This is a genomic window from Nonomuraea sp. LPB2021202275-12-8, from assembly GCF_037044575.1.
Classification (GTDB): Bacteria; Actinomycetota; Actinomycetes; order Streptosporangiales; family Streptosporangiaceae; genus Nonomuraea.
Map to the genome: position 1 here is coordinate 224,416 of NZ_JBAHWD010000005.1, position 25,180 is coordinate 249,595.

12 protein-coding genes are annotated in these 25,180 nt (G+C 72.9%); 8 read left to right on the plus strand and 4 right to left on the minus strand.

Features of this window, described 5'->3' with window-relative positions; genetic code table 11:
- Positions 1-9 precede the first annotated feature (9 nt).
- From V5E28_RS11960 to V5E28_RS11975, 4 genes are read left to right on the plus strand one after another with little or no spacing between them, the layout of a single operon-like run.
- The gene (locus V5E28_RS11960) at positions 10-3,126 is read left to right on the plus strand and encodes a non-ribosomal peptide synthetase (protein WP_336206817.1); all 3,117 of its coding nucleotides are present in this window, start codon (positions 10-12) and stop codon (positions 3,124-3,126) included.
- Entirely contained in the window at positions 3,123-9,779 is a 6,657-nt protein-coding gene (locus tag V5E28_RS11965) for an amino acid adenylation domain-containing protein (RefSeq protein ID WP_336206819.1), read from the plus strand. Before V5E28_RS11960 ends, V5E28_RS11965 begins: the two co-directional genes overlap by 4 nt.
- On the plus strand, positions 9,776-13,651 hold the full coding sequence (locus V5E28_RS11970) for an amino acid adenylation domain-containing protein (RefSeq protein ID WP_336206821.1): 3,876 nt from the start codon (positions 9,776-9,778) through the stop codon (positions 13,649-13,651). The genes V5E28_RS11965 and V5E28_RS11970 overlap by 4 nt, the downstream gene beginning before the upstream one ends.
- Positions 13,629-14,897, plus strand: coding sequence for an MFS transporter (locus V5E28_RS11975; protein ID WP_336206823.1), 1,269 nt, complete (start codon positions 13,629-13,631; stop codon positions 14,895-14,897). The genes V5E28_RS11970 and V5E28_RS11975 overlap by 23 nt, the downstream gene beginning before the upstream one ends.
- Here the strand turns inward: V5E28_RS11975 and V5E28_RS11980 are convergent.
- On the minus strand, positions 14,887-15,924 hold the full coding sequence (locus V5E28_RS11980; RefSeq protein ID WP_336206825.1) for an LLM class F420-dependent oxidoreductase: 1,038 nt from the start codon (positions 15,922-15,924) through the stop codon (positions 14,887-14,889). The genes V5E28_RS11975 and V5E28_RS11980 overlap by 11 nt on opposite strands.
- A 166-nt stretch (positions 15,925-16,090) precedes the next feature.
- On the opposite strand from V5E28_RS11980, the gene V5E28_RS11985 reads away from it, so the two are divergent.
- Positions 16,091-17,029, plus strand: a complete 939-nt coding sequence (locus V5E28_RS11985; RefSeq protein WP_336206827.1) for a sulfite exporter TauE/SafE family protein — start codon at positions 16,091-16,093, stop codon at positions 17,027-17,029.
- 201 nt (positions 17,030-17,230) lie between these two features.
- Here V5E28_RS11985 and V5E28_RS11990 read toward each other — a convergent pair whose 3' ends face one another.
- On the minus strand, positions 17,231-17,992 hold the full coding sequence (locus V5E28_RS11990; protein WP_336206829.1) for an SDR family NAD(P)-dependent oxidoreductase: 762 nt from the start codon (positions 17,990-17,992) through the stop codon (positions 17,231-17,233).
- Between the two features lie 147 nt (positions 17,993-18,139).
- On the opposite strand from V5E28_RS11990, the gene V5E28_RS11995 reads away from it, so the two are divergent.
- The gene (locus V5E28_RS11995) at positions 18,140-20,428 is read left to right on the plus strand and encodes a HelD family protein (protein WP_336206831.1); all 2,289 of its coding nucleotides are present in this window, start codon (positions 18,140-18,142) and stop codon (positions 20,426-20,428) included.
- Positions 20,429-20,455: 27 nt separating this feature from the next.
- Here the strand turns inward: V5E28_RS11995 and V5E28_RS12000 are convergent, their stop codons facing one another.
- On the minus strand, positions 20,456-20,902 hold the full coding sequence (locus V5E28_RS12000) for a MarR family winged helix-turn-helix transcriptional regulator (protein WP_336206833.1): 447 nt from the start codon (positions 20,900-20,902) through the stop codon (positions 20,456-20,458).
- Between the two features lie 106 nt (positions 20,903-21,008).
- Here V5E28_RS12000 and V5E28_RS12005 point away from each other — a divergent pair, with 106 nt between their 5' ends.
- Positions 21,009-24,260: an efflux RND transporter permease subunit gene (locus V5E28_RS12005; RefSeq protein ID WP_336206835.1), complete on the plus strand. Its 3,252-nt coding sequence runs from the start codon at positions 21,009-21,011 to the stop codon at positions 24,258-24,260.
- Between the two features lie 55 nt (positions 24,261-24,315).
- On the opposite strand, the gene V5E28_RS12010 is transcribed toward V5E28_RS12005, so the two are convergent.
- Complete coding sequence (locus V5E28_RS12010; protein WP_336206837.1) at positions 24,316-24,510, minus strand: hypothetical protein; 195 nt, start codon at positions 24,508-24,510, stop codon at positions 24,316-24,318.
- Here V5E28_RS12010 and V5E28_RS12015 point away from each other — a divergent pair.
- Positions 24,509-25,063, plus strand: a complete 555-nt coding sequence (locus V5E28_RS12015; protein ID WP_336206839.1) for a hypothetical protein — start codon at positions 24,509-24,511, stop codon at positions 25,061-25,063. The two genes, V5E28_RS12010 and V5E28_RS12015, sit on opposite strands and share 2 nt — an antisense overlap.
- Positions 25,064-25,180: the final 117 nt, after the last annotated feature.

Below are 25,180 nucleotides of genomic sequence, written 5' to 3' on the forward strand. Positions count from 1 at the left end.
GAGCGGCCTGTGACCGGCACGTACGTCCTGCCCGCGTCGTTCGCGCAGGAACGCCTGTGGTTCCTCGCCCGGCTCGACCCTGACGCGCCCGCGAACCACGTCAACGTCCTGATCGAACTGCCCGGGCAGGCCGATCCCGACCGGTGCGCGCAGGCACTTCAGGAGCTGGCCGGGCGGCACGAGACGCTGCGTACCGCCCTGGCGATCGAGGACGGCGAGCTCGTCCAGGTCGTCCAGGTCGAGCTACCGGTCACCCTGCCCCGGACCGACCTGCGCGGCCTGCCGCCCGAGCGCGCCGAGCACGAGTTCCAGGCGCTGGCCGTCGCCGAGGCCAGGCGGCCGTTCGCGCTCGACCGGGCGCCGCTGTGGCGGGCCCACATGGTGGCGATGCCCGGCGACGAGCAGCGGCTCGTGTTCGTCGTGCACCACGCCGTGTTCGACGCCCGTTCGGGCAGCAACCTCGCCGGCGAGCTGCGTGAGATCCACGCGGCTCTCGGCGAGGACCGCCCGCCCAGGCTGCCGGACCTGCCGATCCAGTACGCCGACTATGCCGCCTGGCAGCGCGAGCACCTCGCCCAAGGGGTGCTCGCCGACCAGCTCGGCTACTGGCGGGCACGGCTCGCCGGACTGCCGCGCGACGCCGGGCTGCCCACCGACCGGCCCCGGCCCGCCACGCGCGGCCACGACGGGGCCGAACTCCACCTGCCGCTGCCCGCCGACCTGGTCGACGGCCTCGAGGCGCTGGCCAGGCAGCGCGGCGCCACCCTGTTCATGGTGCTGCTGGCCGGGCTGAAGGCACTGCTCGCCAGGCATTCGAGCCAGTACGACGTCGCGGTCGGCACCCCGGTGGCCGGGCGTGACCTGCCCGAGTTCGAGCCGCTGATCGGCATGTTCATCAACACCCTGGTGCTCCGCACCGACCTGGGCGGGGACCCGCCGTTCGAGGAGCTGCTCGGCCGGGTGCGGGCCACCGTGCTGGACGCGCTGGACCACGCGGAGGTGCCCTTCGACCAGCTCGTGCAGGCGCTCCAGCCGGAACGCGACCCCAGCCGCACGCCGCTGCACCAGGTCGGCTTCAACCTGCTGCCGATGGAGACGCGCGGGCAGTTCGCCAACGGCACCGCCCAGCTCGACCTCAGCGTCGACGTCGTCAGGACGGCCGCGGGCGCGGACGTCTACCTCGAATACAGCATCGACCTGTTCGACCGGGACACCATCGCCCGCCTGGCCGAGAGCTACCGGATCATCCTCGACGCCGCCGTCGCCGATCCCCGGACCCGGCTGTCGGAGCTGCCGCTGATGAGCCGGGAACAGCTGTGCGAGATGCTGACCGGCTGGAACGACACCGCCGCGCCGTACCCTGACCTGCCGCTGCACGAGCTCGTCGCCGAGCAGGCGGCACGCACCCCGGACGCGGTCGCGATCCGCGGCGCGGACGGCGTCGAGCTCACCTACGCCGAGCTCGACGCCCGGGTGGTCGAGCTGGCCGGCAGGATCGTGGCACGCGGCGCGGGCGCCGAGTCGTGCGTGGCGCTCTGCCTGCCGCGCAGCCCCGGCCTCGTCGTCGCCCTGCTCGCGGTACTGCGGGCGGGCGCCTGCTATCTGCCGCTCGACGTGGCCTACCCGCAGGACCGGCTCGCCTACATCCTGGCCGACTCCGGGGCCACGCTGCTGCTCACCGACTCCGGCCACCGCGACCGCCTGCCCGCCGAGCGCCCTCCCGAGCTGCTGCTCGACGTGCCGCCCGACCGGCCCGCCGAGCCCGTGCCGGACGGCCCGCCGGCCCCCGTGGGCCAGGACCGGCTGGCCTACGTCATCTACACCTCCGGCTCCACCGGCCGGCCGAAAGGCGTGCAGGTGCCGCACCGCGGCGTGGTCAACCTGGTCACCGACGTGATCCGCAGGCTGGGCGGCGGCAGCGACACGTTGCTGATGACCTCGCTGTCCTTCGACATCGCCGCCCTGGAGATCTTCACGCCGCTGCTGTCGGGAGGCACCCTCGTGGTCGCGCCCGACGACGCCGCCCGGAGCCCCAAGGAGATCCGCCGCGCCGCCGAGCAGGCCGACCTCGTCCAGCTCACCCCCTCGGTCGCCGGGCTGGCGGCCGAGCACCTGCCCCAGGGGCTTCCCCGCGCCATCCTCGGCGGCGAACCGCTGCCCCTCGACCTGGCCGCCCGGATGCTCGAGATCACCGACGAGCTCTGGAACTTCTACGGCCCCACGGAGACGACGATCTGGTCGACCGCCTACCGGGTGCCGCACGGCGCGACCACCATGCTCATCGGGGCGCCGGTGGCGAACACGGCGGCGTATGTGGTGGATGGGGATCTGCGTCCGGTGCCGGTGGGGGTGGCGGGGGAGTTGTTGCTGGGTGGTGTGGGGGTGACGCGGGGTTATCAGGGGCGTGCGGGGTTGACGGCTGAGCGTTTTGTGCCGGATCCGTTTGGTGGGGTGGGGGGTCGGTTGTATCGGACGGGGGATTTGGTGCGGTGGTGTGGGGATGGGGTGTTGGAGTATTTGGGGCGGCTTGATGATCAGGTGAAGGTTCGGGGGGTGCGGATCGAGCTTGATGAGGTCGCCGCTGTGCTGGGTGAGCATGCGTTGGTGGGGCGTGCGGTGGTGGCGGTGCGGGAGGACGCTCCGGGCGGCCGCGGCCTGGTCGCCTACGTCAGGCCCGCCCAGGCCGGCGACCTCGCCGAGACCGCGCTACGCGCCCACCTGCGGGCGCGGCTGCCCGAGGCGATGATCCCGGCCGCCTTCGTCCTGGTCGAGGACTTCCCGGTGCTGCCGAGCGGCAAGCTCGACCGCGCCGCGCTCCCGCCTCCCGAGCCGGCACCCGCCGCGGAGTTCGTCCCGCCGCGCACCCCGATGGAGGAGACCCTGGCCGCCATCTGGGCCGACCTGCTCGGCCGGGACCGCGTCGGGGCGACCGACGACTTCTTCGCCCTCGGCGGGCACTCCCTGCTCGTCGTCCGCCTCATCGGCCGCATCACCGACGAGTTCGGTGTGGAACTGCCGCTGCGCCGCTGCTTCGACGCCACCACCGTCGAGGAGCAGGCGCTGGCCGTGCTCGAACAGAGCCTGACAGATGCCGACCTGCTGGAACTCCTGGAGGAGGAGCAGTGAGCGACGTGGACGGGGTCCGCGAGCGGCTGGCCCGGCTCAGCCCGCAACAGCGCGCCGCACTCGAGGCCCGCCTCGCCCGCCCCAGGACGTCCCGCCCGCCGGCTGGGGGCCCGCCGCCCATCCCGCGCCGCCCCGGCCCCGACGCGCCGCTGTCCGACGCCCAGCGGCGCCTGTGGGTCGTCGACCAGCTCGACCCGGGCAACCCCGCCTACACGCTGTCGTGGGCGTACCGGATCGACGGCGACGTGGACGCCGCCGCGCTCGCGGACGCCTTCGACACCCTCGTGGAGCGGCACCCGATCCTCGGGTACGTGGTCACCGCCGACGGCGGTGAGCCGCGGCAGCTCCCCGGCCCGGTCCGGCCCGCGCTCCAGGTGGACACGCTGCCGCCGGCCGAGGCCGACGCCGCCGCGCTCGCCGAGGCGCGCTTCCGCTTCGACCTGAGCACCGGCCCGCTGACCAGGGCCCGCCTGATCCGCGTGCTCCCCGGAGAGGGGCCGCCGGAGCACCGGCTGGTCCTGACCCTCCACCACATCCTGGCCGACCGGTGGTCCGTCGCCACCCTCCTCGACGACCTGCTGCGCCTCTACTCCGGCGACCCGCTCCCGGCGGCGCCCGTCGCCTACGCCGACTACGTGAGCTGGCAGGCCGGGGCCGCGCAGGGGCCGCGCTCGCGAGACCTCGACTACTGGAGGCAGGCCCTGCACGGCCTGCCGGACGTCCTCGACCTGCCCGCCGACCGGCCGCGGCCCCCCATGCGGACGAACGAGGGCCGGCGGCTGCTGTTCGACCTCGACAAGCGGCTCGCGGACGGCCTGCGCGAGCTCGCCGCCACCCAGCGGGCCACCCCCTTCATGGTGCTCGTCGCCGGCGTCCAGGCGCTGCTCGCCCGCTACACCGGCCAGCCCGACATCCCGCTCGGCACCCCCATGTCCGCCAGGCCGCACCCCGGCCTGGACCGGACCGTCGGCCTCTTCCTCAACACGGTCGTGCTCCGCGGCGACCTGTCGGGCGACCCGCCCTTCACCGAGCTGGTCCGGCGCACCAGGGAGCGCGTGCTGAGCGCGTTCGACCACGCCGGCCTGCCGTTCGAGACGCTGGTCGACGATCTGGGCACCGGCAGGGACCTGTCCCGCAACCCGCTCTTCCAGGTCATGATCGCCTACCAGAACACCCCCGCCCTGCCCGGCGCCTCCGGCGGCCTGCGCCTCGAACGCCTGGACGTGCGCCCCGGCACCGCCATGTTCGACCTGGACCTCATCGTGGAGGAACGCGCAGACGGCGGCCTGCTGTGCGCCCTCGACTACGCCACCGACCTGTTCGACGACGACCGGGCCGAACGCCTGGCGGCCCACCTGCGCACCCTGCTCGCCGGCGCCGTCGCCGACCCCGCGCTGCCGCTGTCGCGCCTGCCGCTCATGGAGGCGGCCGAACTCCAGCGCACGCTGCGCACCTGGAACGACACCGCGGCCGCCCGCCCCGACCGCGGCATCCACGAACTCGTCGCCGACCAGGCCGCCCGCACCCCGTCGGCGGTGGCCGTCGAAGGCCCCGGCGGCGCCACCCTGACCTACTCCCAGCTGGCGTCCCGCGCCACCGAGCTGGCCGGCCGGCTCCGGCGGCTCGGCGTCGGCCCGGAGACCCGGGTCGGAGTCTGCCTGCCGCGCGACCCCGGCCTGCTGGCGGCGCTGCTCGCCGTGCTCGAGGCCGGCGGGTGCTACGTGCCCCTGGACCCCGGCTACCCGCCGGACCGCCTGGACCAGATCCTCACCGACTCCGCCGCCACCCTGGTGATCACCGTCGGCGCCCTCCGTGACCGGCTCCCCGGTGAAACCCCGCTGCTCCTCCTCGACCAGTCGGCCGGGGACGACGGGGACGAGCCGCGCGAGACCCTCCCCGTCGCGCCCGGCTTCCACCCGGACCAGGCCGCCTACCTCATCTACACCTCCGGCTCCACCGGCCGGGCCAAGGGCGTGGTGGTGCCGCACCGCGGTCTGGTCAGCCTCCTGTGGGACGTACGGACCCGTCCCGGCCTCGCGCCCGGCGACCGCTACCTGTTCCTCACCTCCGTGTCGTTCGACATCGCCATGATCGAGATGTTCGGCCCGCTGGTCACCGGCGGGACGGTCGTCATCGCCTCCACCGCGGACATCGAACGGGCCCACGACCTCATCAGGAACGGCGACCTGCACACCGTCCAGGCCACCCCATCCGTCCTGGAGGGCCTGCTCCCCGCGCTCGCCCGCGGCGTCCCCAGGATCATCAGCACCGGCGAGGCCCTGCCCGGCCCGCTGGCCGCCCGCCTCCTCAAGGTCACCGGCGAACTGTGGGATCTGTACGGCCCGACGGAGACCACCGTCTGGTCCACCAGGCTCAGGGTCACCAGCGGCGCCGGAGGCTCCATCGGGGCGCCGGTGGCGAATACGGCGGCGTATGTGGTGGATGGGGATCTGCGTCCGGTGCCGGTGGGGGTGGCGGGGGAGTTGTTGCTGGGTGGTGTGGGGGTGACGCGGGGTTATCAGGGGCGTGCGGGGTTGACGGCTGAGCGTTTTGTGCCGGATCCGTTTGGTGGGGTGGGGGGTCGGTTGTATCGGACGGGGGATTTGGTGCGGTGGTGTGGGGATGGGGTGTTGGAGTATTTGGGGCGGCTTGATGATCAGGTGAAGGTTCGGGGGGTGCGGATCGAGCTTGATGAGGTCGCCGCTGTGCTGGGTGAGCATGCGTTGGTGGGGCGTGCGGTGGTGGCGGTGCGGGAGGACGCTCCGGGCGGCCGCGGCCTGGTCGCCTACGTGAACGTCACCCGGTCGCGCGACGGCCGCGCGGACGATCCGGACGGCGGCGCCGACGCGGTGGCCGGAGTGTTGCGCGCCCATCTGCGGGCGCGGCTGCCCGAGGCGATGATCCCGGCCGCCTTCGTCCTGGTCGAGGACTTCCCGGTGCTGCCGAGCGGCAAGCTCGACCGCGCCGCCCTCCCGCCGCCTCCCAAGCCCGCCACGGCGGGAGCCCGCCGGCACCCACCGCGGACCCCGGCCGAACGAGCGCTGCACGCCATCTGGGCCGAGCTGCTCGAACGCGACGACATCGGGGTCGAGGACGACTTCTTCGTCCTGGGCGGCCACTCCCTGCTCGCCATGAGACTCGTGGTCAGGCTCAGGGAGACCTTCGGCGCCGAGGTGACGCTGCGCCGCTGCTTCGAGACCCCGACGATCGCCGGGCTGGCCCCGATCATCGCCGACGGCGCGGGTCCGACGGCTCCCCGGCTGCGAGAGGCCGGGCTCTCGGCCGCCGGGCAGGCCGCCATCGCGAGAGCGCCCCGCGGGCAGGTGCCGCCCTCGCACGCGCAGACGCGCCTGTGGTTCCTCGACCAGCTCGACCCGGGCAATCCCGCCTACAACGTGGCGTGGGCGGAGCACCTGACCGGTCCGCTCGACGTGGACGCCCTGGTCGCCGCGTTCGACACGCTGGTGGATCGGCACGAGGCCCTGCGCCTCGTAATCCCGGCCCACGACGGCGAGCCCTCGCTGCGGGAGGGCGCGCGCCGGCCCCGGCTGGCCGTACGTGACCTGCCCGGCGCCTCCCAGGCCGGGGACCCGGCCGGCGCCTTAGCGGCACGGCGGGACGCGGGGATCGAGTCGCGCGTCGCCGAGCTTGGCCGGCAGGAGGCCCGGCACCGGTTCGACCTGGCCGAAGGGCCGCTGGTGCGGGCGCTGCTGGTGCGGCGGGAGGCGGGCGAGCACGATCTGTTCCTCACGCTGCACCATGTGATCGCCGACCGGTGGACCCTGTCGATCCTGCTGCGCGACCTGATGGAGCTCTACCGGGCCCGCGTCACCGGCACGCCCCCGCGGCTGCCGCGGCTGCCCGCCGACTACCGGGACTTCGCCGTCTGGCACCGGGAAAGGGTGTCAGGGCGGGCGGCGGATCTGGCGTACTGGAAGGATGCGCTCGCCGGATCGCCCGCGACGCTGGATCTGCCCGCCGACCGGCACCGGCAGGGGCTGGCGAGCCTGGCGGGGCGGCGGCTGACGTTCGAGATCGACGCCGGGACCGTGGCCGCCGTGCGAGCCTTCGCGCTGGAGCGGCAGGTGACGCCGTTCATGGTGCTGCTCGCGGCCTTCCAGGCGGTGCTCGCCCGCTACACCGGCCGCACCGACGTTCCGGTCGGCACCCCGGTCTCCGGGCGCGCCCATCCGGACGTGGAGGAGATGGCCGGGCTCTTCCTGAACACGCTCGTCCTGCGCGGCGACCTGTCCGGCGAGCCGGGCTTCGCCGAGCTGCTGCGCCGCACCCGCGACCGGGTGCTGGACGCCCAGGACCACGCCGAGCTGCCCTTCGAGGTGCTGGTGCAGGAGCTGGCGGAGGAGCGTGACCTGGCTCGCAACCCGCTGTTCCAGGTGATGCTCGCCTACCAGAACGTGCCGCCGTCGCCGCCGGACGTGGCGGGGATCGCGCTGCGCACGCTGGACGTCGATCCCGGGGTGACCCAGGCGGATCTGCACCTGGTGATCGAGGAGGCCGGCGAACGCCTCGCCGGGGTGCTGCACTACGCGACCGACCTGTTCGACCACGATCGGATGGAGCGTTTCGCCGGCCACTTCCGCGCGTTCCTGTCCTCGGCGGTGGCGGAGCCCGAGCGGCCCGTGTCCGACCTGCCCATCCTCACCCCGGCCGAGCTGGGCACCATCCTCCGCGCGAACGACACGGCCACCGGCCCGGGCTTCCCCCTGCTCGCCCCCGCGAGGGACGCGGGCGCCGGCCAGTTGCCCGCCCTGGCCAGTGGCCCGGCCGCCGGCGGCCGGGCGCTCGGCACGTTGCCCGCGCTGGTGGCCGAGCAGGCGCTGCGGACGCCGTACGCGCCCGCGCTCGGATTCGAGACCCCGCACGGGCGGCACGCCTGGCTCACCTACGAGGAGTTCACCGCCCGGGTGAACCGCCTGGCCAGGCGGTTGCGCGCGCTCGGGGCCGGACCGGACCAGGTGGTGGGAGTGTGCCTGGAACGCGGCGCGGAGCTGGTCGTCGCGGTGCACGCGGTGGTCGCCGCCGGTGCCGCCTACCTGCCGCTGGAACCGGATCACCCGGCCGACCGGCTGGCGGGCATGATGGCCGACGCCGGCGCCCGCCTGGCTATCTCGGACGAGCGGCACGCCGCGCGGCTCACCGGGCCGGGCGAGGTCACCGCCGTGCTGCTCGATCGTGACGCCGACGCCATCGCCGCCGAGGACCCCGGCCCGCCCGCCGTCCTCATCCACCCGGACTCGCTCGCGTACGTGATCTTCACCTCGGGTTCCACCGGGAGGCCCAAGGGGGTGGGCGTCTCGCACCGCGCGATCGTCAACCGGCTGCGCTGGATGCAGGACCTGTTCCGGCTGGGTGACGGAGACCGCGTCCTGCACAAGACGCCCTTCTCCTTCGACGTGTCGGTGTGGGAGCTGTTCTGGCCGCCGATGACGGGGGCCGGCCTGGTCGTCGCCAAGCCCGGCGGCCAGGCCGATCCCGCCTACCTGGCAGATCTCCTCGACAGCGAGGCGGTCACCACGGTGCACTTCGTGCCCTCCATGCTGGACGCCTTCCTGGAGGAGCCCGGCCTGGGCAAGCGGCTCGGCGGGCTCCGTACCGTGGTCTGCTCGGGGGAGGCGCTCGGCGCGGACCTGGCGGAGCGGTTCGCCGCCGCGCTGCCCGGCGCGGGCCTGCACAACCTGTACGGTCCGACGGAGGCGGCGGTCGACGTCTCCTGGCACGCGTGCCGGCCGGCGGAGGCCGCGATCCCGATCGGGCGGCCGGTGGCGAACACCCGCCTGGAGATCCTCGACGGCCGGATGAACCGCGTCCCCGTCGGGGTGCCCGGCGATCTGTGGATCGGCGGGGTGCAGCTCGCCCGGGGATACGCGGGCCGGCCCGGGCTGACCGCCGAACGGTTCGTCCCCGATCCGCACGGGCCGCCCGGCGGACGCCTGTACGACACCGGTGACCTGGCCCGGTGGCGGCCCGACGGCGAGATCGAGTATCTCGGCCGCTCCGACCACCAGGTGAAGATCCGCGGCATGCGGGTCGAGCTCGGCGAGATCGAGGCGGCCCTGTCGTCGCTGCCGGGCGTGCGCGCCGCCGCGGTGCGCGCCGTGCGGGACGGCGCGGGGCTGCGCCTGGCCGGATACGTGGTCCCCGAGGAGGACGCCGATCGCGACTGGGAGGGGCTGCTGCGGGAACGGCTGCCCGACCACATGATCCCCAGGGCGTGGGCCCTGCTCGACGCCCTGCCGCTCAACCGCAGCGGCAAGCTGGACCGCAACGCGCTGCCGGCTCCCCAGGCCCCCGGAAGAGCCGGCGCGGCGGCGGACGACGAGCCGGAGGGCGCGGCCGAGCTGGCCGTCGCCGCCGCCTGGCGCGGCGTGCTGGGGCTGGACCGGGTCTGCGCACACGACAACTTCTTCGCCGTCGGCGGCGACTCCATCCGCAGCCTCAAGGTCGTCGCCCGCCTGCGCGAGGCCGGCTACGCCGTGCGGCTGGAGCAGCTCTTCCTTCACCAGACCGTCAGGGAGCTCGCCGGACAGCTCCTGCCCGCCCACGCAGCCGAGCCCCCCGAGGCGCCGCCCGCGGCGTTCGGCCTGCTCAATCCCGAGGACCTGGCACGCATGCTGGAAGGCGAGACTAGATGACAGTGACGACGGGGGCCGCGCGCGGCCTGGAGGACGCCTATCCTCTGGCCGCGCTGCAGGCAGGGATGCTCTACCACAGCGCCTACGAGCCGGACGCGACCACCTACCACGACCTGACCACGATCACGTTGCGCGGCCGGTTCGAGCGGGAGGCGTTCGAGGCGGCCCTCGCGGAGGTGACCGCCAGGCACCCGATGCTGCGCACGTCCATGGATCTGACCGGGTTCAGCGAGCCGCTGCAGTTCGTGCACCGGTCGGCGGTCCTGCCGCTGGAGGTCACGGACCTGTCGGGCGATCCGGCGGCGCGCGAGCGCATCGCGGAGTGGTCGGAGGGGGAGAAGCGGCGGCCGTTCGACTGGGCGACGCCGCCGCTGGCCCGCGCGCACGTGCATCTGCTGCCGGGGGAGCTGTTCGCGTTCAGCTTGAGCTTCCACCACGCGATCCTCGACGGGTGGAGCGTGGCGGCCCTGGTCACGGAGCTCTTCCGCCGCTATCACGGGCAGCTGACGGGCGAGCCGGTGCCCGTGCTGCGGCCCGGCGCCGCGTTCCGGGATCTGGTCGCGAAGGAGCGCGCCACGGTCGCCTCGGCCGAGTCGCGCGACTTCTGGGAGGCCCAGGTCGACGGCGCCCCCGACACCCGCCTGCCGCGCCTGCCAGGCCACCAGGGGGACGGGGGCGTGGAGGTGCTGCGCCTGCCGGTCGACGCGGGCCTGCTCCACCGGGTGGAGGAGGCGGCCAGGGAGCTGAAGGTGCCGCTGCGCACCGTGCTGCTGGCCGTCCACCTGCGCGTGCTCGCGCTGCTCACCGGTGAGAGCGAGGTGATGACCGGCCTGGTCACCCACAGCCGCCCGGAGAGCGAGGCCGGTGAGGAGGTGCTCGGGCTGTTCCTCAACACCGTCCCGATGCGGATCGACGTGGCGGTCCCGACCTGGGCGGAGCTGGTGCGCAGGGTCTTCGACGCGGAGGTGGCGCTGCTGCCGCACCGGCAGTATCCGCTGTTCGAGATCCAGCGGGCCGCCGGCCGCTCACCGCTGCTGGACGTGCTGTTCGACTTCCGCGACTTCCACGTCTACCGGGGCATGCCCGGCATCGAGATCGTCGAGCAGGACTTCTTCGAGCAGACGGACCTGCCGTTCGCCGCCGGGTTCACCCGCTCGCGCGAGCACGGCGGCTTCGACCTGACCATCACCTACGACCGCGGCCAGTTCGGCGCCGAGCAGATCGCCCGCGCCGGCGAGCTCTACCTGACCGCGCTCGGCCGGGTGGCCGACGGTACCGGCGCCGACCCCCGCGACAGCGCCCCCTACCTGGCCGGTGACGCCGCGGCCATCGAACGCTGGAACGCCACCGACCGGCCAGGACCGGCCACGGTCCTGCACGACCTGATCGCCGAGCAGGCCGCGCGCACCCCCACCGCGCCCGCCGTCTGCTACGACGGCACCTGGATCACCTACCGCGAGCTGACCGCGCGCGCCCGGACGGTCACCTCCCGGCTGCTGGCCCAGGGGACCGCGCCCGGCGACGTCGTCGGCGTCTGCCTGGACCGCGGCCCCGACCTGCTGCCCACGCTGCTGGGCGTGCTCGGCGCGGGCGCCGCCTACCTGCCGCTGGAGCCGGACCTGCCGCCGGAGCGGCTCGCGTACATGATCGAGGAGGCGGGGGCGCGCACCGTCCTCGCGGACGGCGCCGGCGCGGCGGCGCTGCCGCAAGCGCTGCCCGTCACCGGCGCGGCGCCCGAAACCGCCGGCGCGGCGCCGCGCGTCCATCCGGACTCGCTCGCGTACGTGATCTTCACGTCGGGGTCCACGGGCAGGCCGAAGGGCGTCGGCGTCTCCCACCGGGCGATCGTCAACAGGCTGCTGTGGATGCAGGACACCTTCGCGCTGACCACCGGCGACCGCGTCATGCAGAAGACGCCGCTGTCCTTCGACGTGTCGGTGTGGGAGCTGTTCTGGCCGCTGATGACCGGGGCCGGCCTGGTCGTCGCCGAGCCCGGCGCGCACCGCGACAGTGCCCGCCTGGCCGCCCTGGCCACCGCCCAGCGCGTCACCACCCTGCACTTCGTCCCCTCCATGCTCGAGCTCTTCCTCGACGAGCCCGCCCTGCCCGAGCCGGCCCGCGTCATCTGCTCCGGCGAGGCACTCAGCGCCGAGCTCGCCGCCCGCTTCGGCGACCGGCTCCCGCACACCGAGCTGCACAACCTGTACGGCCCGACGGAGGCGGCGGTCGACGTCACCTGGCACGCGTGCGCGCCCGGCGAGCCGGTCGTGCCCATCGGCGGGCCGGTCGCCAACACCCGCCTGGAGATCCTCGACGCCGACGGCCGCCGGGTCCCCGTCGGGACGCCGGGCGAGCTGTGCCTCGGCGGCGTCCAGCTCGCCCGCGGCTACGTCAACCGGCCCGGCCTGACCGCCGAGCGGTTCGTCCCCGACCCGTACGGCCCGCCCGGCTCCCGCCTCTACCGCACCGGCGACGTGGCCCGCTGGCTGCCCGGCGGCGAGGTGCAGTATCTGGGCAGGACCGACTTCCAGGTGAAGATCCGCGGCCAGCGGGTGGAGCTCGGCGAGATCGAGTCGCTGCTCGCCGCCCATCCCGGAGTCCGCGCCGCCGTCGTCGTGCTGCGTGGCGAGCGCCTGGTCGGCTACGTGGTCACCGAGGACGAGGAACTGCCCGACCTGGCCGGGGCGCTGCGCAGGCAGCTGCCCGACCACATGGTCCCGGCCACCTGGGTGCGGCTCGACGCGTTGCCCGTCACCGCCAACGGCAAGCTCGACCGTGCCGCGCTGCCCGAGCCGGGGGACGCCGGCCGGGCCCCCTACCTGCCGCCGCGCGACCCGTTCGAGGCCAAGCTGGCCACGCTGTGGGAGGACACGCTCGTCGTGGACGCCGTCGGCGTGCACGACGACTTCTTCGCCCTCGGCGGGCACTCCCTGCTCGCCCTGCGCCTGACCATGCGGCTGCGCAAGGAGCTGGGCCGTGACGTGCCGCTGTCGACCGTGCTCACCGCGCCGACGGTCGCCCAGCTCGCCGCCGAGCTGCGCCGCCCCCAGGACAACGACGGCGCCCCCCAGCGCATCGTGCCGCTGCGCGCCACCGGTGAGCGCGATCCGGTCTTCCTGTTCCACGCGCTCGGCGGCCAGGTCTTCCGCTACCTGCCGCTGACCCGCCACCTCGGCCCCGACCAGCCGGTCTACGCCGTCCAGGCGGCGGGCCTGGTCCCCGGCGAGCGGCCGCACACGAGCCTGGAGGAGATGGTCGACGACTACACGGCCCACCTGCTCCAAGCCCGCCCGCACGGCCCGTACGTGCTCGGCGGCTACTGCATCGGCGGCAACATCGCCCTGGAGACCGCCCGCCGCCTGCGCGCGATGGGCGAGCAGGTGCCGCTCGTGGTGCTGTTCTACTCCGACGCCGCCGAGCCGGTCATCCGCGCCTCGCTGGAGGACGACGCCGTCCTGCTCATGCACGCCCTGGCCGGCGGCCAGGTCCAGGTCGACCTGGACGACCTGCACAAGATGGACCCGGACGAGCGGCTGCTCACCGTGATCGACGCCGCCGCCCGCGCCGACACGCTGCAGCCCGACACCGCCGACCTGCAGCAGGCGCGCCGCTTCGTGGAGGTGTTCCGCGCCAACGCGCACGCCGTCGGCCACTACCGGCACGCGCCGTACGACGGCGACGTCCTGCTGTTCTCGCCCACCGCCGAAGGGGTCGAACCCGACGACATGGGCTGGAGCGACGTCGTCACCGGACGGCTGCGCATCTCGCCCATCCACGGCGAACGTTTCACCGTCATGTACGAACCCCGGGTCGCCCTCGCGGCCGCCGAACTGAGGAGCAGCGTCGATCATGGCCTCACCCCCCACCACTGAACCCGCCACGCTCTGGAAGAATCCGGACTTCCTGAAGCTGTGGAGCGGCGAGAGCCTGTCCCTGGTCGGCTCCCAGGTGACCGTGCTGGCCATGCCGATCGTCGCCTTCCTGTGGCTGAACGCCTCCGTCGCGGAGATGGGCGTGCTCGGCGCGCTCGCCAGGCTTCCGATGGTGCTGTTCTTCGTCGTGGGCGTCTGGGTGGACCGGATGCGCCGCCGGCCGGTGCTTATCTGGAGCGACGTGTTCCGGGCGTTCATGCTGGCCACCGTGCCGCTGCTGTTCGTCATGGACATGCTGACGCTGTGGTGGCTGTACGTGGTCGTGTTCGCGATGGGCGTGGCGGGGGTCCTGTTCGAGATCGCCTACCGCTCCTACCTGCCTGCGCTGGTCGCCCCCGAGCACCTCGGCGACGGCAACAGCAAGCTGCAGCTCAGCGACTCGGTCTCCAAGGCGGTCGGCCCCAGCCTGGCCGGATTCCTCATCGCCACCCGCTCCGCGCCCCTGGTCATCCTGGTGGACGCCGTCAGTTACGTGCTGTCGGCGCTCTGCCTGATCTCCATCCGCAAGCGGGAGGACCCGCCGCCGCCCGACAGCGGCGGCAGCATGATCGCGGCGATCCGCGCGGGCTTCGGCTGGGTGATGACCCAACCGCTGATCCGCCCGCTGGCCATCGCCAGCGCCGTCTACTCCTTCTTCGACATCGGCATCCTGCAGACCCTCTACATCCCGTACGTCATCGACAGCGTCGGGGTGCCGGCCGCATGGGTCGGGGGTGTGCTCGCCGTCGGCGGCGTGGGCGCGATCGTGGGCGCGTGGCTGTCGGTGCGCCTGATGAAAGGGGTGGGGCCGGGGCCGACCATGTTCTGGTCCACGGTCATCGGCAACAGCGCGCTGATTCTGGTGCCGCTGGCCGGGGGCCCGCTCTGGCTGGCGATCGGCGTGCTGGCCGTGTCCCAGCTGCTCGTCGGGCTGTGCACGCAGATCTTCGTGGTCAACAACATCACCGTGCTGCAGTCGGCCACGCCGCGCGAGCTCGTCGGCCGGGTCATCGCGACCATCTGGGCGATGGGGCTGGTGCCCGCGCCGCTGGGGGCGCTGGTGGCCGGTCTGCTCGGCCAGGCGCTGGGCATGTGGCCGGTGGTGCTGGTCGCGGCGGTGATCGGTGCGGTCGTGCCGATGATCGTGCTCGCCAGGTCGCCGATCCCGAAGATGCGCGAGCTGCCCACGGCGCCGGTCACGAGCTGAGCTCGGCCAGCCACCCCAGCTGCTCGGCGCGGTCGTCCACGGTGGGCGCGTTGAGCCCGACGATCAGCCTGGTCGCGCCCGCCTTGCGGTAGGCCTCGAGCCGCTCGCGCACCCGCTCGGGGGTGCCGCACAGGGACAGGGCGTCGACCAGGTCGTCGGGCAGTTCCTCCACCGCCTCGCCCAGGTCGCCGTCGAAGTAGGCGTCCTGCACGCGGGTGGCCGCCGCGCCGAACCCGAGGCGGTGGGCGAGCCGGTTGTAGAAGTTCACGCCCCGGCTGCCCATGCCGCCGAGGTAGAGCGCCAGCATGGGCCGGATGAGGTCGCGGGCGTAGTCGGCGTCGTCGTCCACCATGGCCATCACCATGGGCGACACCTCCACCCGAGCCACGTCCCGGCCGGCGCGGGCCGCCCCGGCGCGCAGGTGCTCCATCGTCTCGGCCAGGTGCTCGGGCGGGAAGTGGATCGGCAGCCACCCGTCGGCGATCTCGCCGGCCAGCTCGACCGCCTTCGGCCCCATGGCCGCCAGGTGGATGGGCAGCGGCTCGCGCACCGGCGAGACCGTCATGCTCAGCGCCTTTCCGCGGCTGTCTGGCAGCGGCAGCACGATCTCGGGCCCGTCGTGCTCGACCGGCCGCCCCGCCAGCGCGGTCCGCACCACGGCCACGTAGTCGCGCAGGTGGGCCAGCGGCCGCTCGTACCGGTGCCCGTGCCAGCCCTCGGCCACCTGCGGCCCGGACGCGCCGAGGCCGAGCAGGAACCGGCCGCCGGACAGCCGGTCGATCGTCGCCGCGGCCATCGCGGCGGAGATCGCGGTGCGGCCCGACACCTGCATCACGCCGGTGCCCAGGTTGATGCGCTCGGTGCCCGCGGCCAGCCACGCCATCGTGGTGGCCGGATCCACCCCGTAGCCCTCGGAGGCCCACACCGAGTCGTAGCCCAGCCGCTCGGCTTCGCGCACGAGCCTCAGCTGGGCGTCATGGGTGGCCGCCACCGGTCCTAAGGTGCCGATGCTGAATCCGAGCCGCACTGCCGCCTCCTCAACGCGTGGATCTTGTCCTACTTTCTCGTAGAACGTGCGCCGAAGCCAGAGGGCGGGAACGGCAGGGTGCCCAAACCGTGACTTGACCGGATACCCGGAATCCCTACATTATTATTCCTACTTGTACAGTAGGAATGATAGGAAAGGGGAGGTCGTGCGAGCGCTCATCCTGCTCGGGCTGGTCGGCTTCGCGGCCCAGCTCGTCGACGGCAGCCTAGGCATGGCTTATGGCGTCACCTCGACCACGCTGCTGCTCGCCATCGGCACCAACGCCGCGGCGGCCTCGGCCACTGTTCATCTCGCCGAGATCGGCACCACGCTCGCCTCGGGCATCTCCCACTGGCGGTTCGGCAACATCGACTGGAAGGTCGTCGCCAGGATCGGCGTCCCCGGCGCGGTCGGCGCCTTCGCCGGCGCGACGTTCCTGTCGAGCCTGTCGACCGAGGTCGCGGCCCCGGTCATGTCGATCATCCTGCTGTCCCTGGGCGCCTACATCCTCGTCCGCTTCACCGCCTTCGGCCTGCCGCGCGGCAACCTGGGCAAGCCGCTGCGCAGGCGCTTCCTCGCCCCGCTCGGCGTGGTGGCCGGATTCGTCGACGCCACCGGCGGCGGCGGCTGGGGTCCCGTCGGCACCCCCGCCATCCTGGCCAGCGGCCGCCTGGCGCCGCGCAAGGTGATCGGCTCGATCGACGCCAGCGAGTTCCTGGTCGCGATCGCCGCCAGCATCGGATTCTTCGTCGGCATCGGCTCGGAGAACATCAACTTCGCCTGGGTCGCCGTCCTGCTGCTCGGCGGCGTCATCGCCGCGCCGATCGCCGCCTGGCTGGTGCGCCACATCCCGCCGCGCATCCTCGGCTCGGCCGTGGGTGGCGTCATCATCCTCACCAACGTGCGCACCCTGCTGCGCAGCGACTGGATCGACGCCTCCGGCGGCGTCCAGACGGTCGCCTACATCGTCATCGCCGTGATCTGGGCGGCCGCCATCGCCTACTCGGTGCGCGAGTACCGCCGCGACAAGGCCAACGAGTCCGTCGAAGCGGTGGAGGCGGTGGAGTCTCGCACCACCGACAAGGAGCCGACCGCCTCCGCCTGACGGCGAGGCCCGCGCCCGCTCCCGGTCGGGGAGCGGGCGCTTCTCCATGAGGGCAGGCCCCGGTCCACGGTGTGGGTGGACCGGACGACACCGGCCGAACACCTCGGTGGCGCGGTGGGTGAGCGCGATGTCGCCGTCGAGCGAGAGTGTCATTTGAGGGGCCATAGGCGGACTGTGTAGGCACCGCAAGCCGCGCCCCTGTCAGTGGACGAAGAAGCCGCCGTCCACGAACAGCATCTGGCCGGTGACGAACCCGCAGGCGTCGCCGGCCAGGAAGACGGCGGCTCCGGCGAAGTCGGCGGGCACGCCGTTGCGGCCGACCATGTGGCGGGCGGCGAGTTGCTCGACGCGGCCGGGGATGGCCTGCGCGGGCTCGGTGAGCGGGGTGAGCACGAAACCGGGGATGATCGTGTTGACGCACACCCCGCGCGGCGACCAGGCCTCGGCCTGCGAGCGGGTCAGTCCGCCGATGGCGGCCTTGGCCGCGCCGTAGACGCCGCTGTCGCCGAAGGCGCTGACGGTCTGCTGCGAGCCGATGTTGATGATGCGCCCCCAGCCGCGCTCGGCCATGCGTGGCCCGAAGTGCTGGCCGAGCAGGTAGGGGGCGGTGAGGTTGACGGCGATGGTCTGCTCGTAGTCGTCCTCGGTGAGCTCGGCCATGGGCTTGCGGATGTTGTTGGCGGCGTCGTTGACCAGGATGTCGATCCGGCCGGCCGCCTCGCAGACCCGCTTGACGGCCTCGCGGTCGCCCAGGTCGGCGCTGATGCTGGAGGCGTGTACACCGTGCCCGGCGAGCCGGTCCACGGCTCTGTCGAGCTCGCCCTTCCTGCGCGCCACGATCACCACCTCGGCCCCGGCTCGCCCGAGGGCCTCGGCGATGGCGTATCCGATGCCGGAGCTGCCCCCGGTCACGAGGGCGCGACGGCCGTCGAGGGAGAAGAGTTCGCGAAGGAAGTCAGCCACGACCGGCCAAATTAGCACGCGTCAGCGCGGCGGTTTCACGGAGGTGGGCACGCGCGGGCTTGCCCGGCACGCGTGCGGGGAGGTACGCTCGACTGCTTGTCGATTTACAGCTTTTCGACAGCCCTCCCGTTAGGAGTATACCACTCAATGGCTAATCGTCAAGATGTTCTTGCTGAAGCCCTTGACACCGAGCAGGGTGTCGTCTCGGCGCTGTACGGCCGGCTCGACGCGGCCAGGCAGCGCGCGGAGACGGCGCTGCGCGACATCCACGGGCGCGGCGGCGTCCAGGGCTCCCGCCAGGCCATGGTGGAGCGCGAGGTGATGGCCTCGGAGCAGTCCAGGCGGCTGGCGCAGTTGCACGGCGTCGAGCGCGGGCTGTGCTTCGGAAGGATCGACGACGGTTCCGGCCGGACCACCTACGTCGGCCGGATCGGGCTGCGCGACGACGAGCACGAGTCGGTGCTGATCGACTGGCGGGCCCCGGCGGCGCGCCCGTTCTACGTCGCCACGGCCACCGACCCCGGCGGTGTGCTGCGCCGCCGCCACCTGCACACCAAGGACCGCACGGTGGTGGGGCTCGACGACGAGGTGTTCGACCTGGAGCGGATGAGCGACGGCGACCGCCGCACGCTGGTGGGCGAGGCGGCGCTGCTGGCGGCGCTGCGCCGGGGCAGGACGGGCCGGATGGGCGACGTGGTCGCCACCATCCAGACCGAGCAGGACCGGGTGATCCGCGCCTCGATGCAGGGCGCCCTGGTGGTGCAGGGCGGCCCGGGCACGGGCAAGACGGTCGCGGCCCTGCACCGCGCCGCCTATCTGCTCTACACCCACCGCGCCACGCTGGAGCGGCGCGGTGTGCTGGTGGTGGGGCCGAACTCGATGTTCCTGCGTTACATCAGCCAGGTGCTGCCCGCGCTGGGCGAGACCCAGGTGGTGATGGCGACGCTCGGCGAGCTGTTCCCGGGGGTGCGGGCCACGGCCGCCGACGGGCCGCGGGCCGCGGTCGTCAAGGGCGACGCCCGGATGGCCGAGGTGGTGGCCGGGGCGGTCAAGGAGCGCCAGCGGGTGCCCGACGGGGATTTGGAGGTGGTGGCCGACGGGCTGACGATGCGAGTGCCGCGAGAGGTGTGCGAGCGGCTGCGCGCGCGGGCGCGGGCGGTGCGGCTGCCGCACAACATGGCACGCAAGCTGTACGTCCTGGAGATGCTGAAGGAGCTGGCCCTGGCCGAGTCGCGGGCGCTGGAGTCCGCGCTGCGGCTGGACGAGATGGAGCTGGAGGACCCCGAGCTGGCCGGGCCGCTGCACCTGGAGAGCGAGCTGGACGAGGTCGACCTGGATCTGGCCGCCCAGCGGCTGTGGGCGGAGCCGGAGGTGCGCCGGGCGGTCGACGGGCTGTGGCCGGAGCTGACGCCGCAGCGGCTGATCTCGGAGTTGCTGTCCTCGCCGGAGACGCTGCGGGCGGTGGCGCCGCCGGGGCTGGACTGGCGTGCGCTGGTGCGCCCGGCGGGCGCCGGCTGGAGCGTGGGCGACGTGCCACTGCTCGACGAGGCCGCCGAACTGGTGGGCGAGGACGACTCGGCCGCGCGGGTGGCGGGCCGCCGGTCGCGGGAGGACTGGCTGGAGCAGGAGCTGTACGCGTCGGAGGTGCTGCAGGTGACGGGTGTGGCGGAGGAGGGCATCTTCCAGCGGGCGGACGTGCTGGCCGAGCGGCACGCCGGCGACGGTGGCGAGCTGAGCACCGCCGATCGGGCCGCGCGTGACCGTACGTGGGCGTACGGGCATGTGATCGTGGACGAGGCGCAGGAGCTGTCGGCGATGGCCTGGCGGCTGATCATGCGCAGGGTGCCGGCCAAGTCGCTGACGGTGGTGGGCGACATCGCGCAGACGGGTTCGGCGGCGGGCGCGCGCTCGTGGGGCCAGGTGCTCGACCCGTACCTGGAGGGCCGCTGGCGGGAGGAGCGGCTGGAGGTGAACTACCGGACGCCGGCCGAGATCATGCGTGTGGCGGCGGACGTCCTGCACGCGATCGACCCCGCTCTGCGCCTGCCGGAGTCGGTACGGGAGGGAGAGGCCGTCCCGCGCGCGGTCCGTTCCGGTGTGACGGGTTTGCCGGTGCTCGTGGCGCGGGAGATGGCGCTGATCGGTGAGGGCCGGGTGGGCGTGCTGACGCCGGATGCCCGGCACGGGGAGGTGGCGGCGCTGTTCGCGGGTGGCGGTCTGGACGAGCCGGTGGCGGTGCTGACGGTGACGCAGGCCAAGGGGCTGGAGTTCGACGCGGTGGTGGTGGTGGACCCGGCGGGGGTGCTGGCCCAGTCGCCGATGGGGACGCGGGACCTGTACGTCGCGATCACCAGGGCGACCAGGCGCCTGACGGTGGTGCACGAGGGCGATCTGCCGCCGCTGCTGGCCCGGCTCGCCGACGAATCTACTTTGTAAAGGCGCCCGGCCGGGCGCCTGCGGACATCACTTTCCGTACAGCTCCTCGGCGACTTCGCGCACCCGGCTGGTGACCACGTCCAGGCAGCGGAGCGTGTCGGTGTCGAGGTGGTCCATGATCTGCCGGTAGTGCTGCAGGCCGGCGTCGTTGATCTCCTCCATGAGCTTGGCGCCGGTCTCGGTGAGCTCGACCCGCCGCACGCGGCGGTCGTGGGGGTCCTCGTGGCGGCTGACGAAGCCGTGGGCGACGAGGCGGTCGACGATGCCGGTGACCGTGCCGAGGGCGACGCCGAGGTTGTGGGCGAGGTCCTGGCCGGTGGCCGAGCCGTTGATCGCCACCACCATAATGACTTTGAGCTGGCGCATCGTGAGGTTAGAGGTGAAAAGGGGGGATTGATGCTGGGCGAAGGCCTTGCCGAGGCCACGCTGGGTTTCGGTGATCCGGCGGATCAGGTCTTCGCGTTCGTCGCTCACGCTCACCTCTCGCTTCCTGAGAAGGTTATCAGGAAAGTCAGATCAGCCTAAATATTCGTATGAGGCGAAGTGTTAGTCTCGGGGTGAACTTCCTGAAGGGACCTTGATGACCGCGTTCGCCCGGTTGAGCCTCGCCAACCGAAGCCTTGTGATTCTGGTCGCGCTCGTGCTCAGCGCCTTCGGCGCGTTCACGATTCCGCAGCTGAAGCAGCAGTTGCTGCCGTCCTTGTCGTTCCCGGGCGCGTTCGTGGTGGCGCCGTTCCCCGGTGCCTCGCCTGACATCGTCGAAGAGCAGGTGACCAAGCCGCTGGAGGACTCTTTCCAGGGCCTGGAGGGCATGGAGTCGATGACCTCGACGTCGAAGGAGGGCCTGGCGCAGATCCAGGTGGCCTTCGCGTTCGGCACCGACATCGAGGCGTCGCTGAACAAGATGCAGCAGGCGGTGTCCCGCATCCAGTCCCAGCTGCCCGCCAACGTCGAGCCGCAGGTGGTGGCCGGCAACACCGACGACATCCCGGTGCTGGTGCTGGCCGTGGGCGACGGCGGCGATCCGCGCGCGATGGCCGACAAGCTGCGCACCATCATGCTGCCGGAGCTGCAGGGCATCGAGGGGGTGCGGGAGGCGCAGGTCACCGGCACCCGCGACGAGGTCGTGACGATCACCCCTGATGTCAAGAAGATGGCGCTGGCCGGGGTTTCGCCGGCGCAGATCCCCGAGGTGCTGAAGGCCAACGGCACGCCGATCCCGGCGGGCACTTTGATCGAGGGCGGCAAGTCGCTCACGGTGCAGGTGGGTGCGCGGGTCGACTCGCTCACCGATCTGCGGAACCTCTACCTGACGCCCGCCCAGCCGCAGGCCCAGATCCCGCAGCAGCAGGCACGCCCCGGCCAGCCCCAGGGCCAGCCGCAGGGCCAGCCGCAGGCGCAGGGGCAGCCGCAGCAGGCCAGGGTGGCGCAGGGCCAGCCGCAGGTGGTCCAGCCCAGGGTGCTCAAGCCGGTGAAACTGGGGGACGTGGCGACGGTCGAGCGCGACCTGGCCGACGCCACGACGATCACCCGTACCGACGGCAAGACGAGCCTCGGCGTGTCGGTGACGATGTCGCCCGACGGCAACGCGGTGACGATCTCGCACGAGGTGCGCGAGAAGCTGCCGGAGCTGGGCCGGGCGCTGGGCGACAGCTCCGACACGGCCGTCGAGGTCGTGTTCGACCAGGCGCCGTACGTGGAGGAGTCGATCGAGAACCTGACCACCGAGGGCCTGCTGGGCCTGGCGTTCGCGGTGCTGGTCATCCTGGTGTTCCTGCTGTCGGTGCGCTCGACGATCGTGACGGCGGTGTCGATCCCGCTGTCGGTGGTGATCGCGCTGCTCGTGCTGTGGGCGGGGGACTACTCGCTGAACATGCTGACGCTGGGCGCTCTGACGATCGCGGTCGGGCGGGTGGTGGACGACTCGATCGTGGTGCTGGAGAACATCAAGCGCCACCTCGGCTACGGCGAGGCGAAGCTGTCGGCGATCCTGTCCGGCGTGCGGGAGGTGGCGGGCGCCGTGACGGCGTCCACGCTGACGACCGTGGCGGTGTTCGCGCCGATCGCCATCGTGGGCGGGATGGTGGGCGAGCTGTTCAGCCCGTTCGCGATCACGGTCGCGGTGGCGCTGATGGCCTCGCTGGTCGTGTCGCTGACGGTGGTTCCGGTGCTGGCGTACTGGTTCCTGAAGGCGCCCGAGCTGACGCCGGAGCAGGCTCGCGCGCAGCGTGACGAGGCCGAGGCCAAGGAACTGCGCAGCCCGCTGCAGCGCGCCTACCTGCCGGTGCTGCGGTTCGCGACCCGGTTCAAGCTGGTGACGGTGCTGATCGGGGTGGCGGTGTTCGTCGGCACCATCGGGCTGGCGGGCGGTCTGCGGACCAACTTCCTCGACTCCTCCGGGCAGGACACCGTCTCGCTCAGCCAGCGGATGCCCGTCGGCACCGACCTGGAGGCCACGGACAAGGCCGCGGCCAAGGTCGAGGACGTGCTGTCGGAGCTGGACGCGGTCGAGTCGTACCAGGTGAACGTGGGCGGCGGCAATGCGATGATGGGCGGCACCGGCGGCGGCGCGGACCGGGCGTCGTACTCGGTGACGGTCAAGGACGGCACCGACACTCCTCAGCTGGAGCAGCAGCTCCGCGACAAGCTCGCGGGCCTGTCGGGCATCGGCGAGGTCACCGTGGGCGGCGCCGGAGGCGGCGGGTTCTCCTCCGACTCCGTCGACGTGATCGTGCAGGCGCCCGACAGCGAGGCGCTGCGCTCGGCCGCGGACGCGGTCACCGCGGCGATGGGCGAGGTGTCCGGGCTGCGCGACGTGTCGTCGAACCTGGAGACCAGCGCACCCCGGATCGAGGTGCGGGTCGACCGCGAGGAGGCGGCCGAGCGCGGGCTGTCGGAGGCGCAGATCGGGCAGGCGGTGGCGCAGGCGTTCCGCGGCGCCCCGCTGGGCCAGCTCACGTTGGACGGCCGGGCCAGCGACCTGGTGCTGCGCGGGGGTGACGCGCCGGAGGACGTCAAGGCCGTCGAGGACCTGAAGCTGGCCACGGCCGCCGGCATGGTGAAGCTGTCGACCGTGGCCGAGGTCGAGCAGGTGGCGGGGCCGACGCAGATCAGCCGGATCGACGGCGAGCGCTCGGCGACGGTGTCGGGCAAGGTGGACGCCGCCGACCTGGGCAGAGTCACCCAGGACCTGACCGCCAAGCTGGACGGGCTGGGCCTGTCGGCGGGCGCGTCGTACGAGATCGGCGGCGCTTCGGCGGACCAGGAGGAGGCGTTCGCGGACCTGGGGCTGGCGATGCTGGCGGCCATCGCGATCGTGTTCATGATCATGGTGGCGACGTTCCGCAGCTTCGTGCAGCCGCTCATCCTGCTGGTGTCGATCCCGTTCGCGGCGACCGGCGCGGTGGGCCTGCTGGTGGCGACCGACACGGCGCTGGGCGTGCCCGCGCTGATCGGCATGCTCATGCTGATCGGGATCGTGGTGACGAACGCGATCGTGCTGATCGACCTGATCAACCAGTACCGGGACCAGGGGATGGGGATCGTGGAGGCGGTGATCGAAGGCGGCCGTCGCAGGCTGCGGCCGATCCTGATGACCGCGATCGCGACCATCTGCGCCCTGACGCCGATGGCGCTGGGGGTGACCGGCTCGGGCGGGTTCATCTCCCAGCCGCTGGCGATCGTGGTGATCGGCGGCCTGATCACCTCGACGCTGCTGACGCTGGTGCTGGTGCCGACCCTCTACACGATGGTGGAGCGGGCCAAGGAGCGGCTGCGCCGCACTCCGGCCGAGCCGAAGGCGGAGGAGAAGGTGCTGACGCCGGCCCAGTGACACCCGCAACGGGTGACCCCGCCGCGTCCGGAAGGCGCGGCGGGGCTACCGGGACTCACTTGATCTCGTAGGCCCTGATCACGGTCTCGGCGAAAGCATTGCCGCCGGTGTCTGCGGCTTTGACGCGCAGCGACGCGAACCTGCCGCGCGCGCTGACCGGATGCCAGGTCTCGGCGGACCAGCCGCTCTTGCCCGAGCGATGCACCAGCGTGGGCAGCCAGGTGCGGCCGTCGTCGTAGGAGATCTCCATGGTGAGCTCGGTGATCTTCAGGTCAGGTGAACCGTCCTGGCGCGCGCCGGAGGCGTTCCAGCACGCCGGAGCGCTCGACGAGCTGGACAGCGTGCTGAACTCGGGCGAGGAGGCGCGGGTCCTGGCCGGGCTGCCGTTCAAGATGGCGCTCATCGACAGGCGGCAGGCGATCATGCCGCTGCACCTGGATCCGCCGCTGACCCGGAGCGTGCTGATCAGGGGGTCCACCATGGTGGTGGCCCTGGTCGAGCTGTTCGAGCGCCTGTGGCAGGAGGCGGTTCCGATGTACCCGCAGCCCGCGTCCGGCGAGGGCGCGCCGGAGCCGGCCGACGGATCCGACCAGGACGAGGAACAGCAGTGGGCCGAACTCGGCCTGGAGCACCGCAGGCTCCTGGCGCTCCTCTCGGCCGGGCTCAAGGACGACGCCATCGCCCGCCAGCTCGGCCTCAGCCCGCGCAGCCTCCGCCGCCGCCTGCGCCCCCTCATGGACGCGCTGAAGGCCGAGACCCGCTTCCAGGCGGGCGCCGAGGCCCACCGCCGTGGCCTGGTGTGACCCCCTCGCGGGACGGTGACACCCGGATCGCTCCACGCCCTGGGTGCCGAGCCTGCGGCTGGCCAGGTCGATGAGGGCACTGGGATTCCCCGAGCCGAACGTCAAGCCCGCACCAAC